Raw genomic sequence first — 16,632 nt, forward strand, 5'->3', positions numbered from 1 at the left:
AGCAAGGAGAACGACCATGAAGCCCCGCATGAATTTCTATCAGGCCGCCCCTGACACGATGAAGGCGCTGATGGCACTGGAGGAGCAGATCCAGTCCACCGGACTCGAGAAATCGCTGATCGAGCTCGTCAAGATCCGGGCGTCGCAGATCAACGGCTGCGCCTTCTGCATCAACATGCACACCGAGGACGCCCGCAAGCGCGGCGAGACCGAGCAGCGCATCTACCTGCTCGATGCATGGCGCGAATCCCCGCTCTATTCCGACCGCGAGCGCGCGGCGTTGGCCTGGACTGACGCGGTGACGCTGATCTCGCAGACCCACGCGCCCGATGATGTCTACGAGCAGGTCCGCGCGCAGTTCTCCGAGGAGGAGACGGTGAACCTGACCATGCTGATCGGCGCCATCAACGCCTGGAACAGGATCGCGATCGCGTTCCGCGCGGTTCATCCGGTGAAGGTGAAGGCGTCGGTGGCGTAGGCCCCAGCGAAGGTGCCGTAAGGTGGGCAAAGGCGCACTTGCGCCATGCCCACCATCTTTTCATGGTCGCAAGAATGCGTGTGTACGCTTCGGTTTGCTCACCCTACGATAGGCGCTTATGCGGCCTAAACCGCCGTCGCCTTGGCGAACTCCACGTAGATCTCGCGCAACCGGGTGGCCATCGGGCCCGGCTTGCCGTCGCCGATCTTCTTGCCGTCGATGGCGACCACCGGCTGGACGAACAGTGACGCCGAGGTGGCAAAGGCTTCCTTGGCGGCGAGCGCCTCGGCGACGGTGAAGGAACGTTCCTCGACGCGGAGCTGGCGCTCTTCGGCGAGCGCCACCACGGCCTTGCGGGTGCAGCCCGGCAGGATCGCGTTGGAGTTCTTGCGGGTCACGATGACATCGTCCTTGGTGAGGATGAACGCCGAGGACGAACCGCCCTCGGTGACGTATCCATCCTCCAGCATCCAGGCCTCGCCGGCGCCGGCCTCGGCGGCGGCCTGCTTGGCCAGCACTTGCGCGAGCAGCGCCACGCTCTTGATGTCGCGGCGCTCCCAGCGGATGTCCGGCACCGTGATGACGTTGATACCCGTCTTCGCCGCGGCGGCGTTGATGATGTCCTTCTCCGAGGTGAACATCACGAGGCTCGACTTGACGTCGGCCTTCGGAAACGGAAAGTCGCGGCCCTTGTCGGCGCCGCGCGTCACCTGGAGATAGACGAGACCGTTCACGAGTTTGTTGCGCGCGATCAGCTCCTTCTGCAGCTCGGTGATGCGCTCGACCGTCTCCGGCAGCTTAAGCTTGATCTCGCCGACCGAGCGCTCCAGGCGGGCCAGATGCGAGGCGTTGTCGACCAGCTTGCCGTCGAGCACGGCCGAGACCTCATAGATGCCGTCGGCGAACAGGAAGCCGCGATCGAGGACCGAGATCTTGGCATCCGAGAGCGGGACGAATGAGCCGTTGACGTAGGCGAGCGGGTCCAAGGCAGGTCTCCTGGGGACTGAAATGGGAAATTGGCGCGCTTATACGCCAGTTAGAAGGACGGATCACCCTCTATTCGTCTTTCCGGGGCGTTGCGAAGCAACGAGCTATGGTGCGCAATTGCGCAACTGAGAATCCATCTCGCTCCGCGTACGCGGCCTGATGGATCCCGGGTTCGCGCTTCGCGCGCCCCAGGACGAGGACCGGTCAGTGCGACAGGATCTTCGACAAGAACTTCTGCGCGCGGTCGCTGCGCGGCTTGCCGAAAAAGTCTTCCTTTGCCGCGTCCTCGACGATCTCGCCGCGGTCCATGAAGATCACGCGATTGGCCACCTTGCGGGCAAAGCCCATCTCGTGGGTGACGACCATCATGGTCATGCCCTCATGAGCGAGGTCCACCATGACGTCAAGCACCTCGCTGACCATTTCCGGGTCGAGCGCGGAGGTCGGTTCGTCGAACAGCATGACGATCGGATCCATGGCGAGCGCACGGGCGATCGCAACACGCTGCTGCTGGCCGCCTGACAGGTTCGCGGGAAACTTTTGCGCCTGCTCCTTGAGGCCAACGCGCTCCAGCAGCTGCATGCCTTTCGCCATCGCCTTGTCGCGCGACCGGTTCAACACCTTCTCCTGCGCGAGGCAGAGATTGTCGATGATCTTGAGGTGCGGGAACAGCTCGAAATGCTGGAACACCATGCCGACGCGCGAGCGCAGCTTCGGCAGATTGGTCTTGGGATCGTTGACCTTGGTGCCGTCGACGCTGATGTCGCCGCTCTGGAACGGCTCCAGCGCATTGACGCATTTGATCAAGGTCGACTTGCCCGAGCCCGAGGGGCCGCAGACCACGACGACCTCGCCCTTGGTGACGCTGGTCGTGCAGTCGGTCAGCACCTGGAAGCTCGGCGTGTACCATTTGTTGACGTGGCTGATTTCGATCATGAGCGGGGAGCCCTAGCGAATGATGGCGATGCGCGCCTGCAGGCGGCGGACGCCGAAGGACGCGATACAGGAAATGGTGAAGTAGACCACGGCTGCGAACAGGTACATTTCGACGAGGCGCCCGTCGCGCTGCGCCACCTTGCTCGCCGCACCCAGGAAGTCCGTGATCGACAGGACGTAGACCAGCGAGGTGTCCTGGAACAGCACGATGGTCTGCGTGATCAGCACCGGCAGCATGTTGCGAAACGCCTGCGGCAGCACGACGTAGCGCATGGTCTGGGCGTAGGTCAGTCCGAGCGCACTGGCCGCGGACGGCTGGCCGCGCGAGATCGACTGGATGCCGGCGCGCATGATTTCGGAGAAATACGCGGCCTCGAACATGATGAAGGTAATGAGCGAGGATGCGAACGCGCCGACGCTGATCGGACGCGAGGCGCCGGTCACCCACTGCCCGATATAGGGCACCAGGAAGTAGAACCAGAAGATCACCAGCACCAGCGGCAGCGAGCGCATGAAGTCGACATAGACCCCGGCGATGCGGCCAAGGATCTTGAAGCCGGAGAGCCGCATCAGGGCGAGCGCCGTGCCGAAGATAAGGCCGCCGAGGGCCGCGAGGCCCGTCAGCGTCAGCGTGAACGTCATGCCCTCGTAGAACAGGTAAGGCAGCGCGCGGCGGATGACGTCGAAATCGAGATTGGCGAACATCGCTTATTTCCCCGTGATGTAGCCGGGGATCGCGACCCAGCGCTCGAGGAAGCGCATCGCGGTCACGACAACGGCATTGACGAGGAGATAGAGGATCGTCGCGGCGGTGAAGGCCTCGAACACCTGGAACGAGAATTCCTGCATCGAGCGCGCCTGTCCGGTCAGCTCGAGCAGACCGATGGTGATGGCGACCGCCGTGTTCTTGATGGTGTTGAGAAACTCGGAGGTCAGCGGCGGCAGGATGATGCGGAACGCCATCGGCAGCAGCACGTAGCGATAGCCCTGCGTGGTGGTCAGGCCCAGCGCCGTTGCCGCCATCTTCTGCCCGCGCGGCAGTGAACCGATGCCGGCCTGCAGCTGCACGGCGACGCGCGCCGACATGAAGAAGCCGATGCCGATTGCCGCCGTCCAGAACGGCGCGTTCGGCAGCTGCTTCAGCCAAGTGCCGGCGCCTTTTGGCAACAATTCCGGCAGCACGAAGAACCACAGGAAAAGCTGCACCAGCAGCGGCATGTTGCGGAAGAATTCGACGTAGGCGAAGCCGAACCAGTTCGCCCCCTTCGACGGCAGCGTGCGCATCACGCCGACGAGCGAGCCGGTGATCAGCGCGATGACCCAGGCCAGCGCCGCGGTCTTGAGGGTCAGCACCAGGCCCGACAAGAGCAGGTCGAGATAGGTGCCGGTGCCCATCGGGTTCGGCTGGAAAAAGATTCCCCAGTTCCAGTTATAGTTCACGTGTCCCCCGCGCGAACGCGCCAGTTATGGATGTCCCGGCGCCTATGCAAATGTCCGGCCACCCCTGTGTCAAGAGTGGCCGGACATGATTCCTATCGAAAGATCGAAGTTATCTTACTTATAGTCGTCCGGGTTCGGCGAGTCCAAGGGCTTGGCGAACTCGTTCTTCAGCTCGGCCGAGATCGGCGTGTTGAGGTTCAGCCCCTTCGGCGGGACCTTCTGGGTGAACCACTTGTTGTAGATCTTCTCGGCCTCGCCCGAGGTGTAGAGGGCAGCCGTCGCAGCATCTACCACCTTCTTGAAGGCCACGTCATCCTTGCGCAGCATGATGCCGTAAGGCTCCGGCTTGGAGAACGCGTCCTTGGAGATGGCATAGTCATCCGGATTCTTCGAGCCAGCGACGAGGCTCGCCAGCAAAATGTCGTCCATGACGAAGGCGACCGCGCGGTCGGTCTCGACCATCAGGAAGGCTTCGGCGTGATCCTTGGCCGGGATGATATTGGCGCCGAGGCCCTTGGCAACGTTGGCTTCGGTGAGCTGCTTGATATTGGTGGTGCCGGCGGTCGAGACCACCGTCTTGCCCTTGAGGTCATCGATCGACTTCAGGCCGCTCGACTTCTTGAAGACGTAGCGGCTGGCGGTCAGGAAGTGGGTGTTGGTGAACCACACCTGCTTCTGGCGCTCGGCGTTGTTGGTGGTCGAGCCGCATTCGAGGTCGATGGTGCCGTTGGCCATCAGCGGGATACGGGTCGCCGACACGACCGGGTTGAGCTTGACCTCGAGCTTGTCGAGCTTGAGCTCCTTCTTCACGGCGTCGACGATCTTGTAGCAGATGTCCATCGCGAACCCGACGGGCTTTTGGTTGTCATCGAGATAGGAGAACGGGATCGAGGAGTCGCGGAAGCCGAGCGTGATGGCGCCGGTGTCCTTGATGTTCTTCAGCGTTCCCGTGAGTTCCTGGGCCAACGCCGGCCCGGCGGACAACGCGCCAGCAAGCAGACAGAAGCTTATCCGACGGTATTTCACGAAATTCTCCCTCTTTTGGTTATTGACTGACGATACTTCAGCGACTCGATCTCGAAGGCCTGGCAGGCGATTTGACCGGGCCTTTCGCAACCTTCCCCGTACGCCCGTCTGCGGCATGGGCCGCATTATTCCTGCGCAATTCGGACCAAAAGAGATTTAGCGATCGCTGGCTATTCGTCCGGTCCTTGAATGCGACTAAAGATAGCGGCAACGCCCACTTGTTGCCCCCGATGGCCGCCAATCCCTTGTGGCCATGCGCCGCGGCGGTACCTTCCGTAAGCCAAGCGACGCCGCGTCCGGCCAGCGCCATCTCGCATAGCACATCGGACATGTCGCTTTCGATCAGCCGCTGGCCGGTGATCGGGGCATTCTCCAGGATGAGATCGACCAGGCGCGCGAAATAGACACCGGGCGAATACATCAGCAGCGGCACCGGATGCGACGCCTTGCCCGGCAGCGATATGCCTCCCTTGGCGGCCAGCGCCTCGCTGACATAGGGCCGCAAATACTCGGTGCCGAGGCTCACGCGCTCGTAGCGATCCGGATCGAGATGGATCGGCTGCTGAGCGTGGTGATAGCAGATCATCAGGTCCGCGTTGCCCGACACCAGCGAGGTGACGAGATCATGGATGTTGCCGACCACGACCGAACAGCTCATGCGCCGCTCGGCGGACCAGGCTTGCCACCACTGCGGCAGCTGCGCCGTCGCCATGGCGAACGGCAGTGCGATCCTGATGTGCTCATGCGAGCGCAGCGGCTTGCCGCCAAGCTCGTCGCGGCTGTCTAGCATCTGCCGCAGCAATTCCCCGGCATGCTCGCGAAAGCGCTCGCCTTGCGGCGTCAATTGCGTCGGATAGACGCTGCGATCGATCAGATCGAAGCCGAGCCAGGCCTCCAGCGACTTGATGCGGCGGCTGAACGCCGCCTGCGACGTGTTGCGCCGCTCGGCCGCACGGGTGAAGTTGCCGGTCTCGGCCACCATCAGAAAATCCTGCAGCCAGCGCAGTTCCATCACGCGACCTGTCTTAATGCCGGACGCTGCGGCAGGTTCCCCGCGATACCCTGCTCCCGACGGCGCAGAACGGCGCGCGTCGACCGGCCATGCTTGCTGCCACGGTATTGGTTGCCCCATGGCGCGCAACCTAGCGAAGCGGCATATGGCCCGACCAATGCAAGCTTTGCATCAGGGCCTTCCGAGGCCGATTCCCGCCCAATCCCCTTCAAATCCCAGCCTTTCATGCGCCGATCCGCATTCGCCCGATGCCGCCCGACTGCTTCAGCGTGCTACGGCGGGGTCCATCATGCAAGTTTTGCATGATGCAGACATGGCATCGCCGGGGGCGATCAGGCCGCCCTAGGTTGGCGGCCGCAACGCCACTCCTCGTCCCGATCGGCTCTGTTGCCGCATCGGGCGACAGTCCAGAATGAGTCCTTACATGAAAATCTGTGTCCTCGGCGCCGGCGTCATCGGACTGACGACGGCATGGTGCCTCAGCGAGGCCGGACATGACGTGATCATCGTCGACCGCCAAGCCGAGACCGGCGCCGACGCCAGCGCCGCCAACGGCGGCCAGCTGTCCTATGCCTTCGTGACCCCGCTGGCATCGCCTGCGACACTGTTGAAGCTGCCCTCGCTGCTGGTCGCCAGAGACTCGCCGATGCGTATTCGCCCCGGCCTCGATCCGCATCTGATATCCTGGGGCGTTCGCTTCCTGCTCGCCTGCCGCTCGGCCGCCGTGCGCGACACCGTTGCCGCGCAGCTCGCGCTTGCCGCCATCAGCCGGGACGAATTGACACGCCTGTCGCAGACGCTCGATCTCACGTTTGGATTGCGAACCGCCGGCAAGCTGGTGCTGTTCCGTTCGCCCAGCGAATTCGACGCCGCGCGAAGCGCCGTCACCGGCAAGGCCGACGCTGATAATGCGCAGCAGGTGCTCACGCCGGCCGAGTGCCTCGCACTGGAGCCCGCGCTCAAGCTCGGAGCACGCGAACTCGCCGGCGGCATTTTCACCGCCTCCGAACAGGTCGGCGATTGCGCCGTGTTCTGCGCCGCGCTTGCCGACCGGCTGACACAGCGAAACAATGTCGAGTGGCTGCTCGACACGCCTGTGACCGGACCGGTCCGGTCCGGCGGCCGTCTTGTTGGTGTGGACACCGCTAAAGGGCGCGTGCAAGCCGACCGCTTCGTTCTCTGCATGGGAGCATCCTCGAGCGCCTTTGCAAGAGCTTGCGGATTCTACCTGCCGATCTACCCGGTCAAGGGCTACAGCATCACGCTGCAGCCCGCGGGCGAAGTCAGCGCGCTTCGCCACAGCGTCACCGACTTCGAACGCAAGCTGGTGTTCGCGCCGCTCGCGCGCGACGAAGGCACGGCGATCCGGGTTGCGGGGATCGCCGATCTCGACGGCAACGATGCAAGCCTCGATCCGGGCCGTCTCGACATCCTGCGCCGCGCGGCGGCGAAAATGCTGGGGATGGCGACTGACGACGACGTCGAGCCATGGTGCGGGCTACGCCCAATGACGCCCGATAGCCGGCCGATCATCGGGTGGTCGCCGCTCTCCGGGCTGTTCATCAATTCGGGCCACGGCATGCTCGGCTGGACGCTGGCCTGCGGCAGCGCCCGCCTCACCGCTGACCTGATCGACGGCAGGCCGGCGGCGATTGAAGCCGGCGCGTTTGCGGTGCGGCGCGCGGCGTGACGGTTCTGTCAGGTACGTTTCCCTTTCTCGCCGAGATCCCAGAACAGGTCCCCCATGAGCGCAAGGGTCGGCTCTGTTGGCGAGGAAGAGCTTTTTGGGTGCCCGGGAGATGCGCCTCCAATGCAAAGCTTGCATTGGATGGCCGGGAGAACGCGAACTAGCCTGCTGCTCGCATGACGGAGACTTTTCAGATGAAATGCCTGCCTGCCCTTCTTGCCGCCATTTGCTTTGGTCTCGTCCCGACTGCCCCTGCCATCGCCGCAGGCACGGCCGATCTCATCATCAGCGGAGGGACGATCTACACCGGCGCCGACGAGGCTCCGTTCGTCGGCGACGTCGCGGTGAGCGGCGACAGGATCGTCTATGTCGGCCCGCATGCCGGCGCGCCGGCGGCAAAGGCCAGCATCGACGCACAGGGCATGATCGTCGCGCCCGGGTTCATCGACGTCCACACCCATCCCGAAAGCTATATCCGATCGGGCGATGCGGCCAAGCGGCTGAATGCGCCATGGCTGATGCAGGGCGTTTCGACCATCTTCATCGGCGTCGACGGCAGGGGTACGCCCAACGTCGCGGCCGATCAGGCCGAGCTCGAGGCGCAAAAGGTCGGCACCAACATAGTCAGCTATGTCGGCTTCGGTGCGGTCCGCGAGGCGGTGCTGGGCCATGATGCCCGCGCGCCTTCGCTTGATGAACTGGAACGCATGAAGGCGCTGGTTGCCAAAGCGATGTGCGAAGGCGCCATCGGCCTTTCCGCCGGGCTGTTCTACGCTCCGCAGAGTTTTGCCAGGACCGAGGAAGTGGTGGCGGTGGCGAAGGAAGCCGCGCGCCGCGGCGGCATCTACGACACCCACCAGCGCGACGAGAGCTCGTATTCCATTGGTCTGATGAATTCCGCGAAGGAGGTGCTCCAGATTGGCCGTGAGGCGGAGATGCCGGTGCATTTTGCGCATCTGAAGGCGCTCGGCGTCGACCTGCAGGGCCAAGTGCCGGAAGTGATCCGCCTGATCGAGGCGGCGCGCGCGGCGGGCCAGAAGGTGACGGCGGATCAATATCCGTGGCTGGCGTCGAGCACGAGCCTCGATGCGGCGCTGGTGCCGCGCTGGGCGGTCGATGGCGGCTATGCGGCGATGATCAAACGTTTCGACGATGCGGCACAGATGGCGAAAATCCGCGACGAGATGATGGAGAATTTGCGACGCCGCGGCGGCGCGGACTCGATCCTGCTGACCAGCGTCGATCGGGAATGGACGGGAAAGCGGCTGTCGGAAATGGCCGAGGCGTGGAAGGTCGAGCCGGTCGACGCCGCGGTGCGCATCCTGCGCGCCAACCCGCGCGACTCGATCGCTTCCTTCAACATGATCGACAGCGATGTCGACCTCGTGATGAAGCAGCCATGGGTCGTCACCGGCTCCGACGGCACCGACGGCCATCCCCGGCAATTCGCCACCTTTCCGCGCAAATACGTCGTCTACGTCAGGGAGCGCCAGGTCATCGATTTGAAGACGTTCATCCGTCAGTCCACCGGGCTGTCGGCCGACATCTTCAAGCTCGACCGCCGCGGCTATCTGCGGCCGGACTATTTCGCCGATGTCGTGGTGTTCGACCCGGCCCGCTACGCGCCGAAGGCGGACTATGTGCGCCCGCGCGAGCTGACCGTCGGCGTGCACACGCTATTGGTCAACGGCGCGCTGACGATCCAGGACGGCCAACTGACGACGGCGGCCAGCGGCCGCGCGCTCAAGCGCACGCCGGCGCCGGGGACTTGTCCGTAGAGATCGCCCGAGGGCCTTTCAAATGACGACCTGATTATGAACGTTGTATCAAAGGAGCGCGCCACAACAGAGGTACCGGTCGCTGCGCGCCGCCCCTGATCAATACCGAGGAACAGATCGCCGATATCTTTGCTGCCATCGGCCGTGCATTGAACAGCATCAGCTGACGGCCGACCTCTCAAAGTGCCGCCACCGTTGCAAGGCCGTGCTCCGCGGCCTCGAGCGCAGCGGCGATGTCGGTCTCGGTATGAACGGCGCAGAGGGACATGTTGTGCTTGGGATGGAAGTAGGCTCCCCTTGCAAGCACCAGCAGCGGCATGTTGCAGAAGAGTTCGACGTAACAGAAGCCGAACCAGTTGGCGCCTTTCGACAGCAGCGTGCGCATCACCCCGACGATCAAGCCCGTGATGAGCGCCCCGCGCGAACGCGCCAGTCTTGGTTGTGCCGGCGCCAATGCAAATGTCCGGCCCCCCTGTGTCAAGAGTGGCCGGACATGATCCCGATCGAAAGATCGAGGTTTTATCTTACTTGTAGTCGTCCGGATTGGGCGAATCCGTCGGCTTGGCGAACTCGTTCTTCAGCTCGGCCGAGATCGGGGTGTTGAGGTTCAGCCCCTTCGGCGGGATCTTCTGCGTGAACCACTTGTCGTAGATCTTCTGCGCCTCGCCGGAGGTGTAGAGCGCCGCGGTCGCGGCATCGACGACCTTCTTGAAGGCCGCGTCGTCCTTGCGCAGCATGATGCCGTAGGGCTCCGGCTTGGAGAACGCATCCTTGGAGATCTCGTAGTCGCCCGGCGACTTCGAGCCGGCGACGAGGCTCGCGAGCAGGATGTCGTCCATGACGAAGGCGACCGCGCGGTCGGTCTCGACCATCAGGAAGGCCTCGGCGTGGTCCTTGGCCGGGATGATGTTGGCGCTGAGCTTCTTCTCGACGTTGGCCTCGGTGAGCTGCTTGATGTTGGTGGTGCCCGCGGTCGAGACCACCGTCTTGCCCTTGAGGTCGTCGATCGACTTCAGACCGCTCGACTTCTTGAAGACGTAGCGGCTGGCGGTCAGATAGTGGGTGTTGGTGAAGGCGACCTGCTTCTGGCGCTCGGCGTTGTTGGTGGTCGAGCCGCATTCGAGATCGATGGTACCGTTGGCCATCAGCGGGATGCGGGTCGCGGAGGTCACCGGGTTGAGCTTGACCTCGAGCTTGTCGAGCTTGAGCTCCTTCTTCACGGCGTCGACGATCTTGTAGCAGATGTCCATCGCGAACCCGACGGGCTTCTGGTTGTCATCCAGATAGGAGAACGGGATCGAGGAGTCGCGGAAGCCCAGCGTGATGGCGCCGGTGTCCTTGATGTTCTTCAGCGTGCCGGTCAGCTCCTGGGCCCCAGCCTGGCTGACGGCGAAAGTCGCGGCGAGCGCGAGCCCAATGCTACGGAAATGTTTCACTTTTTTGTCCCCTTTCAGGATGATGCGTGCGGGATGCAAGCACAAATCGGCTTGGATTAGAATGTGACTTTCGGCGAGATCGAGGCTCAGGTTAACGGCTCAGTTTAGCGGGCTTTTGCCAGGGGTCCTGGCAACTGGCCGAGATCCCAGAACAGCCCGGCCATCACCGTCAAGGCCTCCTCGGTCAGAGGCAGCAGGATGTGCTCATTGGGCGCATGCTGGGAACAGCCGGGATAGGAGTGCGGGACCCAGATCGTCGGCAGGCCCAGGATCTCGGAAAATACGTCGTTGGGCAGCGAGCCGCCGAAATTCGGCAGCACCGCGGGCGTCTTGCCGGTGGTCTCTTTCACCGAATCCGCCGCCCATTTGATCCAGGGACTGTCGAAATCGGTGCGCGATGCAGCAAAGCTCTGCGCCGCCCGCACCTCGACCATCGGAAAGCCGTGTTCGACCAGATGGGCGCGGATCGCGTCGATCAGGCCGTCGATCTTGGTGCCGACCACGAACCGCAGTTGCAGCACGGCGTTGGCGTGGCCTGGAATGGCGTTGGCCGGCTTCTCGATATTGCCCGACGACATCGCCAGCACTTCCAGCGTATTCCAGGCATAGAGCCGTTCGGCGGCCGAAAGACCTTCCTCGCCCCAGTTCTCGGCCAGCGCGGGCTCGTCCGCACTCGGCAACACCTGCACGTCGGCGAGATAGGAGCGGATCTGGTTGGTGAGGCGCGGCGGCTTCAGGGCGTCGAGCTGGAGGCGGCCGTGACCGTCGACCAGCGTTGAGATCGCATTGACCAGAATGGTCGCGGGATTGGCCAGCACGCCGCCCCAATTGCCGGAATGGTGGCCGCCGTCGCGCAAATTCACATCCAGATGGATGCGGATGCCGCCGCGGCAGCCCAGGAACAGCGTCGGACGTTCCGCGGACAGGCGCGGCCCATCGGAGGCCATGAACAGATCGGCCTTGAGCGCGTCACGGTTGAGATCGCAGACCTTGCCGAGATCGGGCGAGCCGATCTCCTCGCCCATCTCCACGATGAACTTGGCATTGAAGCCGAGCTTGCCGCCGCGGGCACCGCGCACCGCGCGGAGTGCCGCCATGTTGATGCTGTGCTGACCCTTGTTGTCGGCGGTCCCGCGGCCATAAAGGCGCGTACCCGAAACCGTGGTGCGCCAGGGATCGCGGGCGTCGCGCCACTCACCTTCCATCCCATCGACGACGTCGCCATGGCCATAGACCAGCACCGTGGGCACTGAGGCGCTCTCGTGATGCTCGGCGAACAGGAACGGCGCCTTGCCGCTCGGGGATTCGACGATGCGGCTGGTGAAGTCGAGCGCGGCAAAAGCCGGCTGCATCTCCTGTTCCAGATAGGCACGCAACTCGGGGCCGCGTGACGGATTCTGGCTCTCGGTCTTGAAGGCGACGCGGCGGTCGAGCTCGGCGAGGAAGGCGCCTGATGTAAAATCCTCACGGGCGCGGGCGATGGCGTCGGCTCTGGTCATGACTTGCTTTTCGAGACGTTGAGGCGAAGGACCTTACCCGATACGAGCTGGCCTTCGAAAGTGGCGGGGACTTGGATAGTTCTTGCGGTTGGCTTGTACTTCTCTTGTCGTTCTCTTGCACTTCCCTTGCACTTCTCTTGGGATTTCGTCCTTGCATCCCCGGGATTGGCTTGCCAAGCGCAGCAGCGCCGCTGATTTTGGCCTTGCCAAGCGCAAGCGATATGCAAAAACTTCGCCAAGTAGGACATCAAGTTGAGCGTCAAGTTCGGGGCGCACATCTACCATTCGAAGAGCGCTCAGTACAGGGCGCCGGGGAGCCAGCATGGCCAAAGAGATCAGACTCAACGCATTTGCGATGAATTGTGTCGCACACCAGTCACCCGGCCTCTGGACCCATCCGCGCGACCGCACCGCCGAATATAATCGCCTGCCCTACTGGATCGATCTCGCCAAGACGCTGGAGCGCGGCCGTTTCGACGGACTGTTCCTCGCCGACGTGCTCGGGGTCTACGACGTCTATGGCAACAGCCCTGACGCGGCCTTGCGCAACGCAGCGCAGACGCCGTCAAACGAGCCGCTGCTCCTGCTCTCGGCGATGGCGGCCGTCACGCAAAATCTCGGCTTCGGCGTCACCAGCAATCTGTCGTTCGAGCCGCCCTATCCGTTCGCGCGGCGAATGTCGACGCTCGATCACCTCACTGAAGGGCGGATCGGCTGGAATGTCGTCACCGGCTATCTCGACAGTGCCGCGCGCGGCGCCGGCAAGGACAAGCAGACCGGGCACGACGACCGCTACGACATCGCCGACGAATATATGGAGGTTGTCTACAAGCTCTGGGAAGGCAGTTGGGAGGACGACGCCGTGCTGCGCGACCGCAAGCGCGGCATCTTCACCGATCCGAGCAAGGTTCACCGCATCAATCATGAGAGTGCGAACTACCGCATCAACAACACCATCCATCTCAGCGAGCCCTCGCCGCAGCGCACGCCGGTGCTGTACCAGGCCGGCACCTCGCCGCGCGGCCGGCAGTTCGCAGCCAAGCACGCCGAATGCGTCTTCATGTCGGGACCGTCGGCCAAGATCATCGCGCCGCGCGTCGCTGCCATTCGTGAAGAAGCCGCCAAGTTCGGCCGCAACCCGGCGGAGATTTTGATGTTCAACATGATGACGATCATCCTCGGCAATACCAAGGCTGAAGCTGCGGCGAAATATGCCGACTACCGCTCGCACATCAATCCGGAAGGCGCGCTCGCCCTGATGTCGGGATGGACCGGCATCGATTTCTCCGGCTACGAGCTCGACCAGCAGGTGCGTCACGTGCAGAACGATGCCGGCCGCAGCGCCCTCGACAACGTCACGCGGGGCGATCCAGACCGCGTCTGGACCGTGCGCGACGTCATCGAGCATGTCGGCATCGGCGGCGCCGGCCCGGTCGTGGTCGGCACACCCGAAAGCGTCGCCGACAAGATCGAGGACTGGTTCGAGAAGACCGACGTCGACGGCCTCAACGTCGCCTTCGCGATCTCACCCGGCGATTTCGAGGACATCTCCGACATGCTGGTGCCGGAGCTGACGCGGCGCGGACGCTACAAGACCGAGTATGCAAAGGGCACGTTGCGGGAAAAACTATTCGGCGGCCGAGCGAGGCTCGATGCACCGCATCCGGCGGCGGGATATCGGGTGGGGAAGAAGGGGTAGGTCCCCGGCGTCGCACACCCTCGATATCGTCCCGGCCTAGTACGCAATTGCGCACGGGCGCCGGGACGACAGCGGAGCAGAGTGGCTACACCTTCCCGTCCACCATCACCTCGATCAGCTTCGTCCCCGGCCGGCCAAACGCCGAGGCCAAAGTCGCCTTCAGCTCACGGGGGTCGCTGATCCTGATCGCCTCGCAGCCGAGCGCCTTCGCCACACCGGCGAAATCCACGGGCGGATCGACGAAATCCATGCCGACATAATTGTCGTCGCCGTGGAAGGCCAGCAGGCGCTGCTTGATGATGCGGTAGCCGCCATTGTTGGCGATGACGACGTTGAGCGGCAGCTTGTGATGCGCCGCCGTCCACAGCGACTGGATCGAATACATCGCGCTGCCGTCGCCGGAGAAGCACACCACGGGGCGATCCGGGTTGGCGATGCTGGCGCCGACGGAGGCCGGCAGGCCCCAGCCGATGCCGCCGGAGGCAAGGCCGTGATAGCCGAAGCGGTCGCGATGCGGCCGCAGCGCCGTGACCTGGCGGCTCGAGGTGAGGCCTTCGTCGACCAGGATGGCATTCTCCGGCATGGCCTCGACCATTTGCAGCACGAGGAAGTCCGGATCGATGGGGCTGCGGCCGGCGCTCTTGCCGATCTGCTCGACCAGCGCGGCACGGCGTGCGGTCCAGTTCTTCGGCGCAAGCTCGGCGAGGCGCTGCTTGGCGCGGCCCGTGAGCGTCGCGCCGCCTATCTCCTTCAGCACCGGGATCAGCGCGCGCAGCGTCTCCTTCAGGTCCGCCTTCAGCGCGATCTCGGCGCCGTAATTCTTGGCGATCTCCCAATCGACGAGACCGACCTGCACGATGCCGAGCCCATCCGGCAGCGCATCGACTTCGCTATAGACCGACATCCGCAGCGGATCGCCGCCGAGCGCTATCAGCAGGTCGTAAGGCGCCAGCGTATCGCGCGCGACTTTCTGCACGCGCGCGAGCGTGCCGACGAAGCTCGGGCTCTCCGACAGGAAGTGCGAGCCGTAGGGCGTCGAGGACTGGTAAGCGGCGGCGCCGAGCAGCTCGGCGAGTTCGGCGGCCTCCTTGAGCGCATCGCTCTTCACCACCTCGTCCATGGTTACGATGACCGGTCGCTCCGCCTTCAGCAGCCGCGCGGCAAAGGCTTTCAGCGCTTCGTCCGACGGCTTGACGCGCGCATCGATGCGGGTGGAGCGGCCGAGGTCGATGCCGGCCTCGCTGTTGAGAATGTCGCCGGGCAGCGAGATGAACACCGGGCCGGTCGGCGGCGTCATCGCCACCTTGGCGGCGCGGCGCACGATGCGCGGCAGATCCTCCAGCCGCGTCACCTCGACTGCCCATTTCACCAGCGGCTCGGCCATGCGCACCAGCGGGCCATACAGCACCGGCTCCATCAGGCCGTGGCCCTGCTCCTGCTGTCCCGCGGTGAGGATCATCGGCGTGCCCGTGAACTGGGCGTTGTAGAGTGAGCCCATGGCATTGCCGAGCCCGGGCGCGACATGGACGTTGCAGGCGACGAGCTTGCCGGAGGCCCGGCTGTAGCCGTCGGCAATTGCGACCACCAGGCTCTCCTGCATCGCCATCACATAGGTGAGGTCGGGATGGTCCTTCAGCGCATGCATGATCGGCAGCTCGGTGGTGCCGGGATTGCCGAACAGATGCGTGATGCCCTCGTCCTTGAGCAGCGCGAGAAAGGCGGAGCGGCCGGTGATCTTGTTCTTCATGTTTCCTCCAGGAGCGGACGTTGCCGCAAGGACGGAAGGCATGATGGCCGAATTTTCGCGAGGCGCGCAAGGAAGTGGAGTCATGGCAGCGTTGCGTGTGACGGTTTCGTGTCCCGGACGCGGCGCAACGTGCAACGTTGCGGCGCAGAGCCGGGACCTAAATTCACGCAGCGCTCGCCGACGCATGGGCCCCGGCTCAGCAGCGCATCACCGCGCCGGACGATGCTGTGCATCGCCGGGGAGGCGCTGCGCTGCGTCCGGGGCACGAGAACTGAACGCGGCTCGCGCTACATCTCCTCGCGCCCCAGCTCGAACGGATCCTCGCCGCCCGCGCGCTTCTTCTTTTTCGAGCGCTGCCAGACCACGCCCGGAAAGCCCTTCAGCGGCACCAGCGGCTCGCCGGTATAGGCCCATTCCTGCAGCTCTTCGATCCCTATGTGATAGAGCGGCTGCCGGCCGGTACGTTCTCTGAACAGAGCACGGGGGATGTTGACCATATGCGGCCCGCGCGGACGCTCATAGGCGATCGGCGTGCCGCAATGCGAGCAGAAGCTGCGGGTGGTCTTGGTCGCCTTGTCCTCGTAGCGCGTCAGCGCGGTCTTCCCTGACGTGATGCGAAAGCGCTTCTTCCAGCTGCCGACATAGGTCGCATAGGCCGCGCCATGGGCACGGCGGCTCGCGGCGGAATGATCGTGCCAGGCCCAGCGCGCGGGGATGTCGATCTCGAAGCTGACCTTGCCGCAGAGACATTGGCCGGTGGCGATCCCTGCGGCGGCTGCGGCTTTGGCCATGGACGTCTCCCGTCGTCATGTACGCGATATACGCTTGTCATTCCGGGGCACGACGACGTCGCGAGCCCGGAATCCATCGAACAGCAAGCCAGGACGTGAGATGGATTCCGGGCTCG

Annotated in this window: 15 protein-coding genes; 4 read left to right on the top strand and 11 right to left on the bottom strand. The window is 64.0% G+C overall.

Features of this window, described 5'->3' with window-relative positions:
- Positions 1 to 16: 16 nt before the first annotated feature.
- On the top strand, positions 17 to 478 hold the full coding sequence (locus RPS27_RS16505) for a carboxymuconolactone decarboxylase family protein (protein ID WP_211418575.1): 462 nt from the start codon (positions 17 to 19) through the stop codon (positions 476 to 478).
- Between the two features lie 125 nt (positions 479 to 603).
- Here the strand turns inward: RPS27_RS16505 and RPS27_RS16510 are convergent, their stop codons facing one another.
- From RPS27_RS16510 to RPS27_RS16535, 6 genes are all read right to left on the bottom strand, one after another.
- Entirely contained in the window at positions 604 to 1,464 is an 861-nt protein-coding gene (locus RPS27_RS16510) for a D-amino-acid transaminase (RefSeq protein WP_211418576.1), read from the bottom strand.
- A gap of 205 nt (positions 1,465 to 1,669) precedes the next feature.
- Positions 1,670 to 2,401 (bottom strand): amino acid ABC transporter ATP-binding protein, encoded by a 732-nt coding sequence (locus tag RPS27_RS16515; RefSeq protein WP_135166113.1) that lies wholly within the window; start codon positions 2,399 to 2,401, stop codon positions 1,670 to 1,672.
- 12 nt (positions 2,402 to 2,413) lie between these two features.
- Positions 2,414 to 3,106, bottom strand: coding sequence for an amino acid ABC transporter permease (locus tag RPS27_RS16520; protein ID WP_194405976.1), 693 nt, complete (start codon positions 3,104 to 3,106; stop codon positions 2,414 to 2,416).
- Positions 3,107 to 3,109: 3 nt separating this feature from the next.
- Positions 3,110 to 3,841 carry an amino acid ABC transporter permease gene (locus tag RPS27_RS16525; protein WP_212067922.1) on the bottom strand — a complete coding sequence of 244 codons (732 nt, stop codon included), beginning with the start codon at positions 3,839 to 3,841 and terminating at the stop codon, positions 3,110 to 3,112.
- A gap of 114 nt (positions 3,842 to 3,955) precedes the next feature.
- A complete protein-coding gene (locus RPS27_RS16530) occupies positions 3,956 to 4,867 on the bottom strand; it encodes an amino acid ABC transporter substrate-binding protein (protein WP_409517550.1) in 912 nt (303 codons plus the stop codon).
- A 37-nt stretch (positions 4,868 to 4,904) separates the two neighbouring features.
- Entirely contained in the window at positions 4,905 to 5,879 is a 975-nt protein-coding gene (locus RPS27_RS16535; RefSeq protein ID WP_212065998.1) for a LysR family transcriptional regulator, read from the bottom strand.
- Between the two features lie 424 nt (positions 5,880 to 6,303).
- Here RPS27_RS16535 and RPS27_RS16540 point away from each other — a divergent pair, with 424 nt between their 5' ends.
- Entirely contained in the window at positions 6,304 to 7,569 is a 1,266-nt protein-coding gene (locus RPS27_RS16540; protein WP_212065978.1) for a D-amino acid dehydrogenase, read from the top strand.
- Between the two features lie 191 nt (positions 7,570 to 7,760).
- A complete protein-coding gene (locus RPS27_RS16545; RefSeq protein WP_212065977.1) occupies positions 7,761 to 9,344 on the top strand; it encodes an amidohydrolase family protein in 1,584 nt (527 codons plus the stop codon).
- A 178-nt stretch (positions 9,345 to 9,522) separates the two neighbouring features.
- Here RPS27_RS16545 and RPS27_RS39720 read toward each other — a convergent pair whose 3' ends face one another.
- From RPS27_RS39720 to RPS27_RS16560, 3 genes are all read right to left on the bottom strand, one after another.
- Positions 9,523 to 9,798 carry a hypothetical protein gene (locus tag RPS27_RS39720; protein ID WP_409517551.1) on the bottom strand — a complete coding sequence of 92 codons (276 nt, stop codon included), beginning with the start codon at positions 9,796 to 9,798 and terminating at the stop codon, positions 9,523 to 9,525.
- 70 nt (positions 9,799 to 9,868) lie between these two features.
- Positions 9,869 to 10,780 (bottom strand): amino acid ABC transporter substrate-binding protein, encoded by a 912-nt coding sequence (locus tag RPS27_RS16555; protein WP_194405972.1) that lies wholly within the window; start codon positions 10,778 to 10,780, stop codon positions 9,869 to 9,871.
- Between the two features lie 104 nt (positions 10,781 to 10,884).
- Entirely contained in the window at positions 10,885 to 12,279 is a 1,395-nt protein-coding gene (locus RPS27_RS16560; protein WP_212065976.1) for a M20 family metallopeptidase, read from the bottom strand.
- A 322-nt stretch (positions 12,280 to 12,601) separates the two neighbouring features.
- Between RPS27_RS16560 and RPS27_RS16565 the strand changes: the two genes are divergently transcribed.
- Entirely contained in the window at positions 12,602 to 13,978 is a 1,377-nt protein-coding gene (locus RPS27_RS16565) for an LLM class flavin-dependent oxidoreductase (protein ID WP_212065975.1), read from the top strand.
- A gap of 85 nt (positions 13,979 to 14,063) precedes the next feature.
- On the opposite strand, the gene RPS27_RS16570 is transcribed toward RPS27_RS16565, so the two are convergent.
- Both RPS27_RS16570 and RPS27_RS16575 read right to left on the bottom strand, forming a co-directional pair.
- Positions 14,064 to 15,725, bottom strand: a complete 1,662-nt coding sequence (locus RPS27_RS16570; RefSeq protein ID WP_212065974.1) for a thiamine pyrophosphate-binding protein — start codon at positions 15,723 to 15,725, stop codon at positions 14,064 to 14,066.
- Between the two features lie 287 nt (positions 15,726 to 16,012).
- Positions 16,013 to 16,516, bottom strand: coding sequence for a GFA family protein (locus RPS27_RS16575; RefSeq protein WP_212065973.1), 504 nt, complete (start codon positions 16,514 to 16,516; stop codon positions 16,013 to 16,015).
- Between the last annotated feature and the right edge of the window lie 116 nt (positions 16,517 to 16,632).

The organism is Bradyrhizobium sp. WYCCWR 12699 (assembly GCF_032144035.1).
Taxonomy (GTDB): Bacteria; Pseudomonadota; Alphaproteobacteria; order Rhizobiales; family Xanthobacteraceae; genus Bradyrhizobium.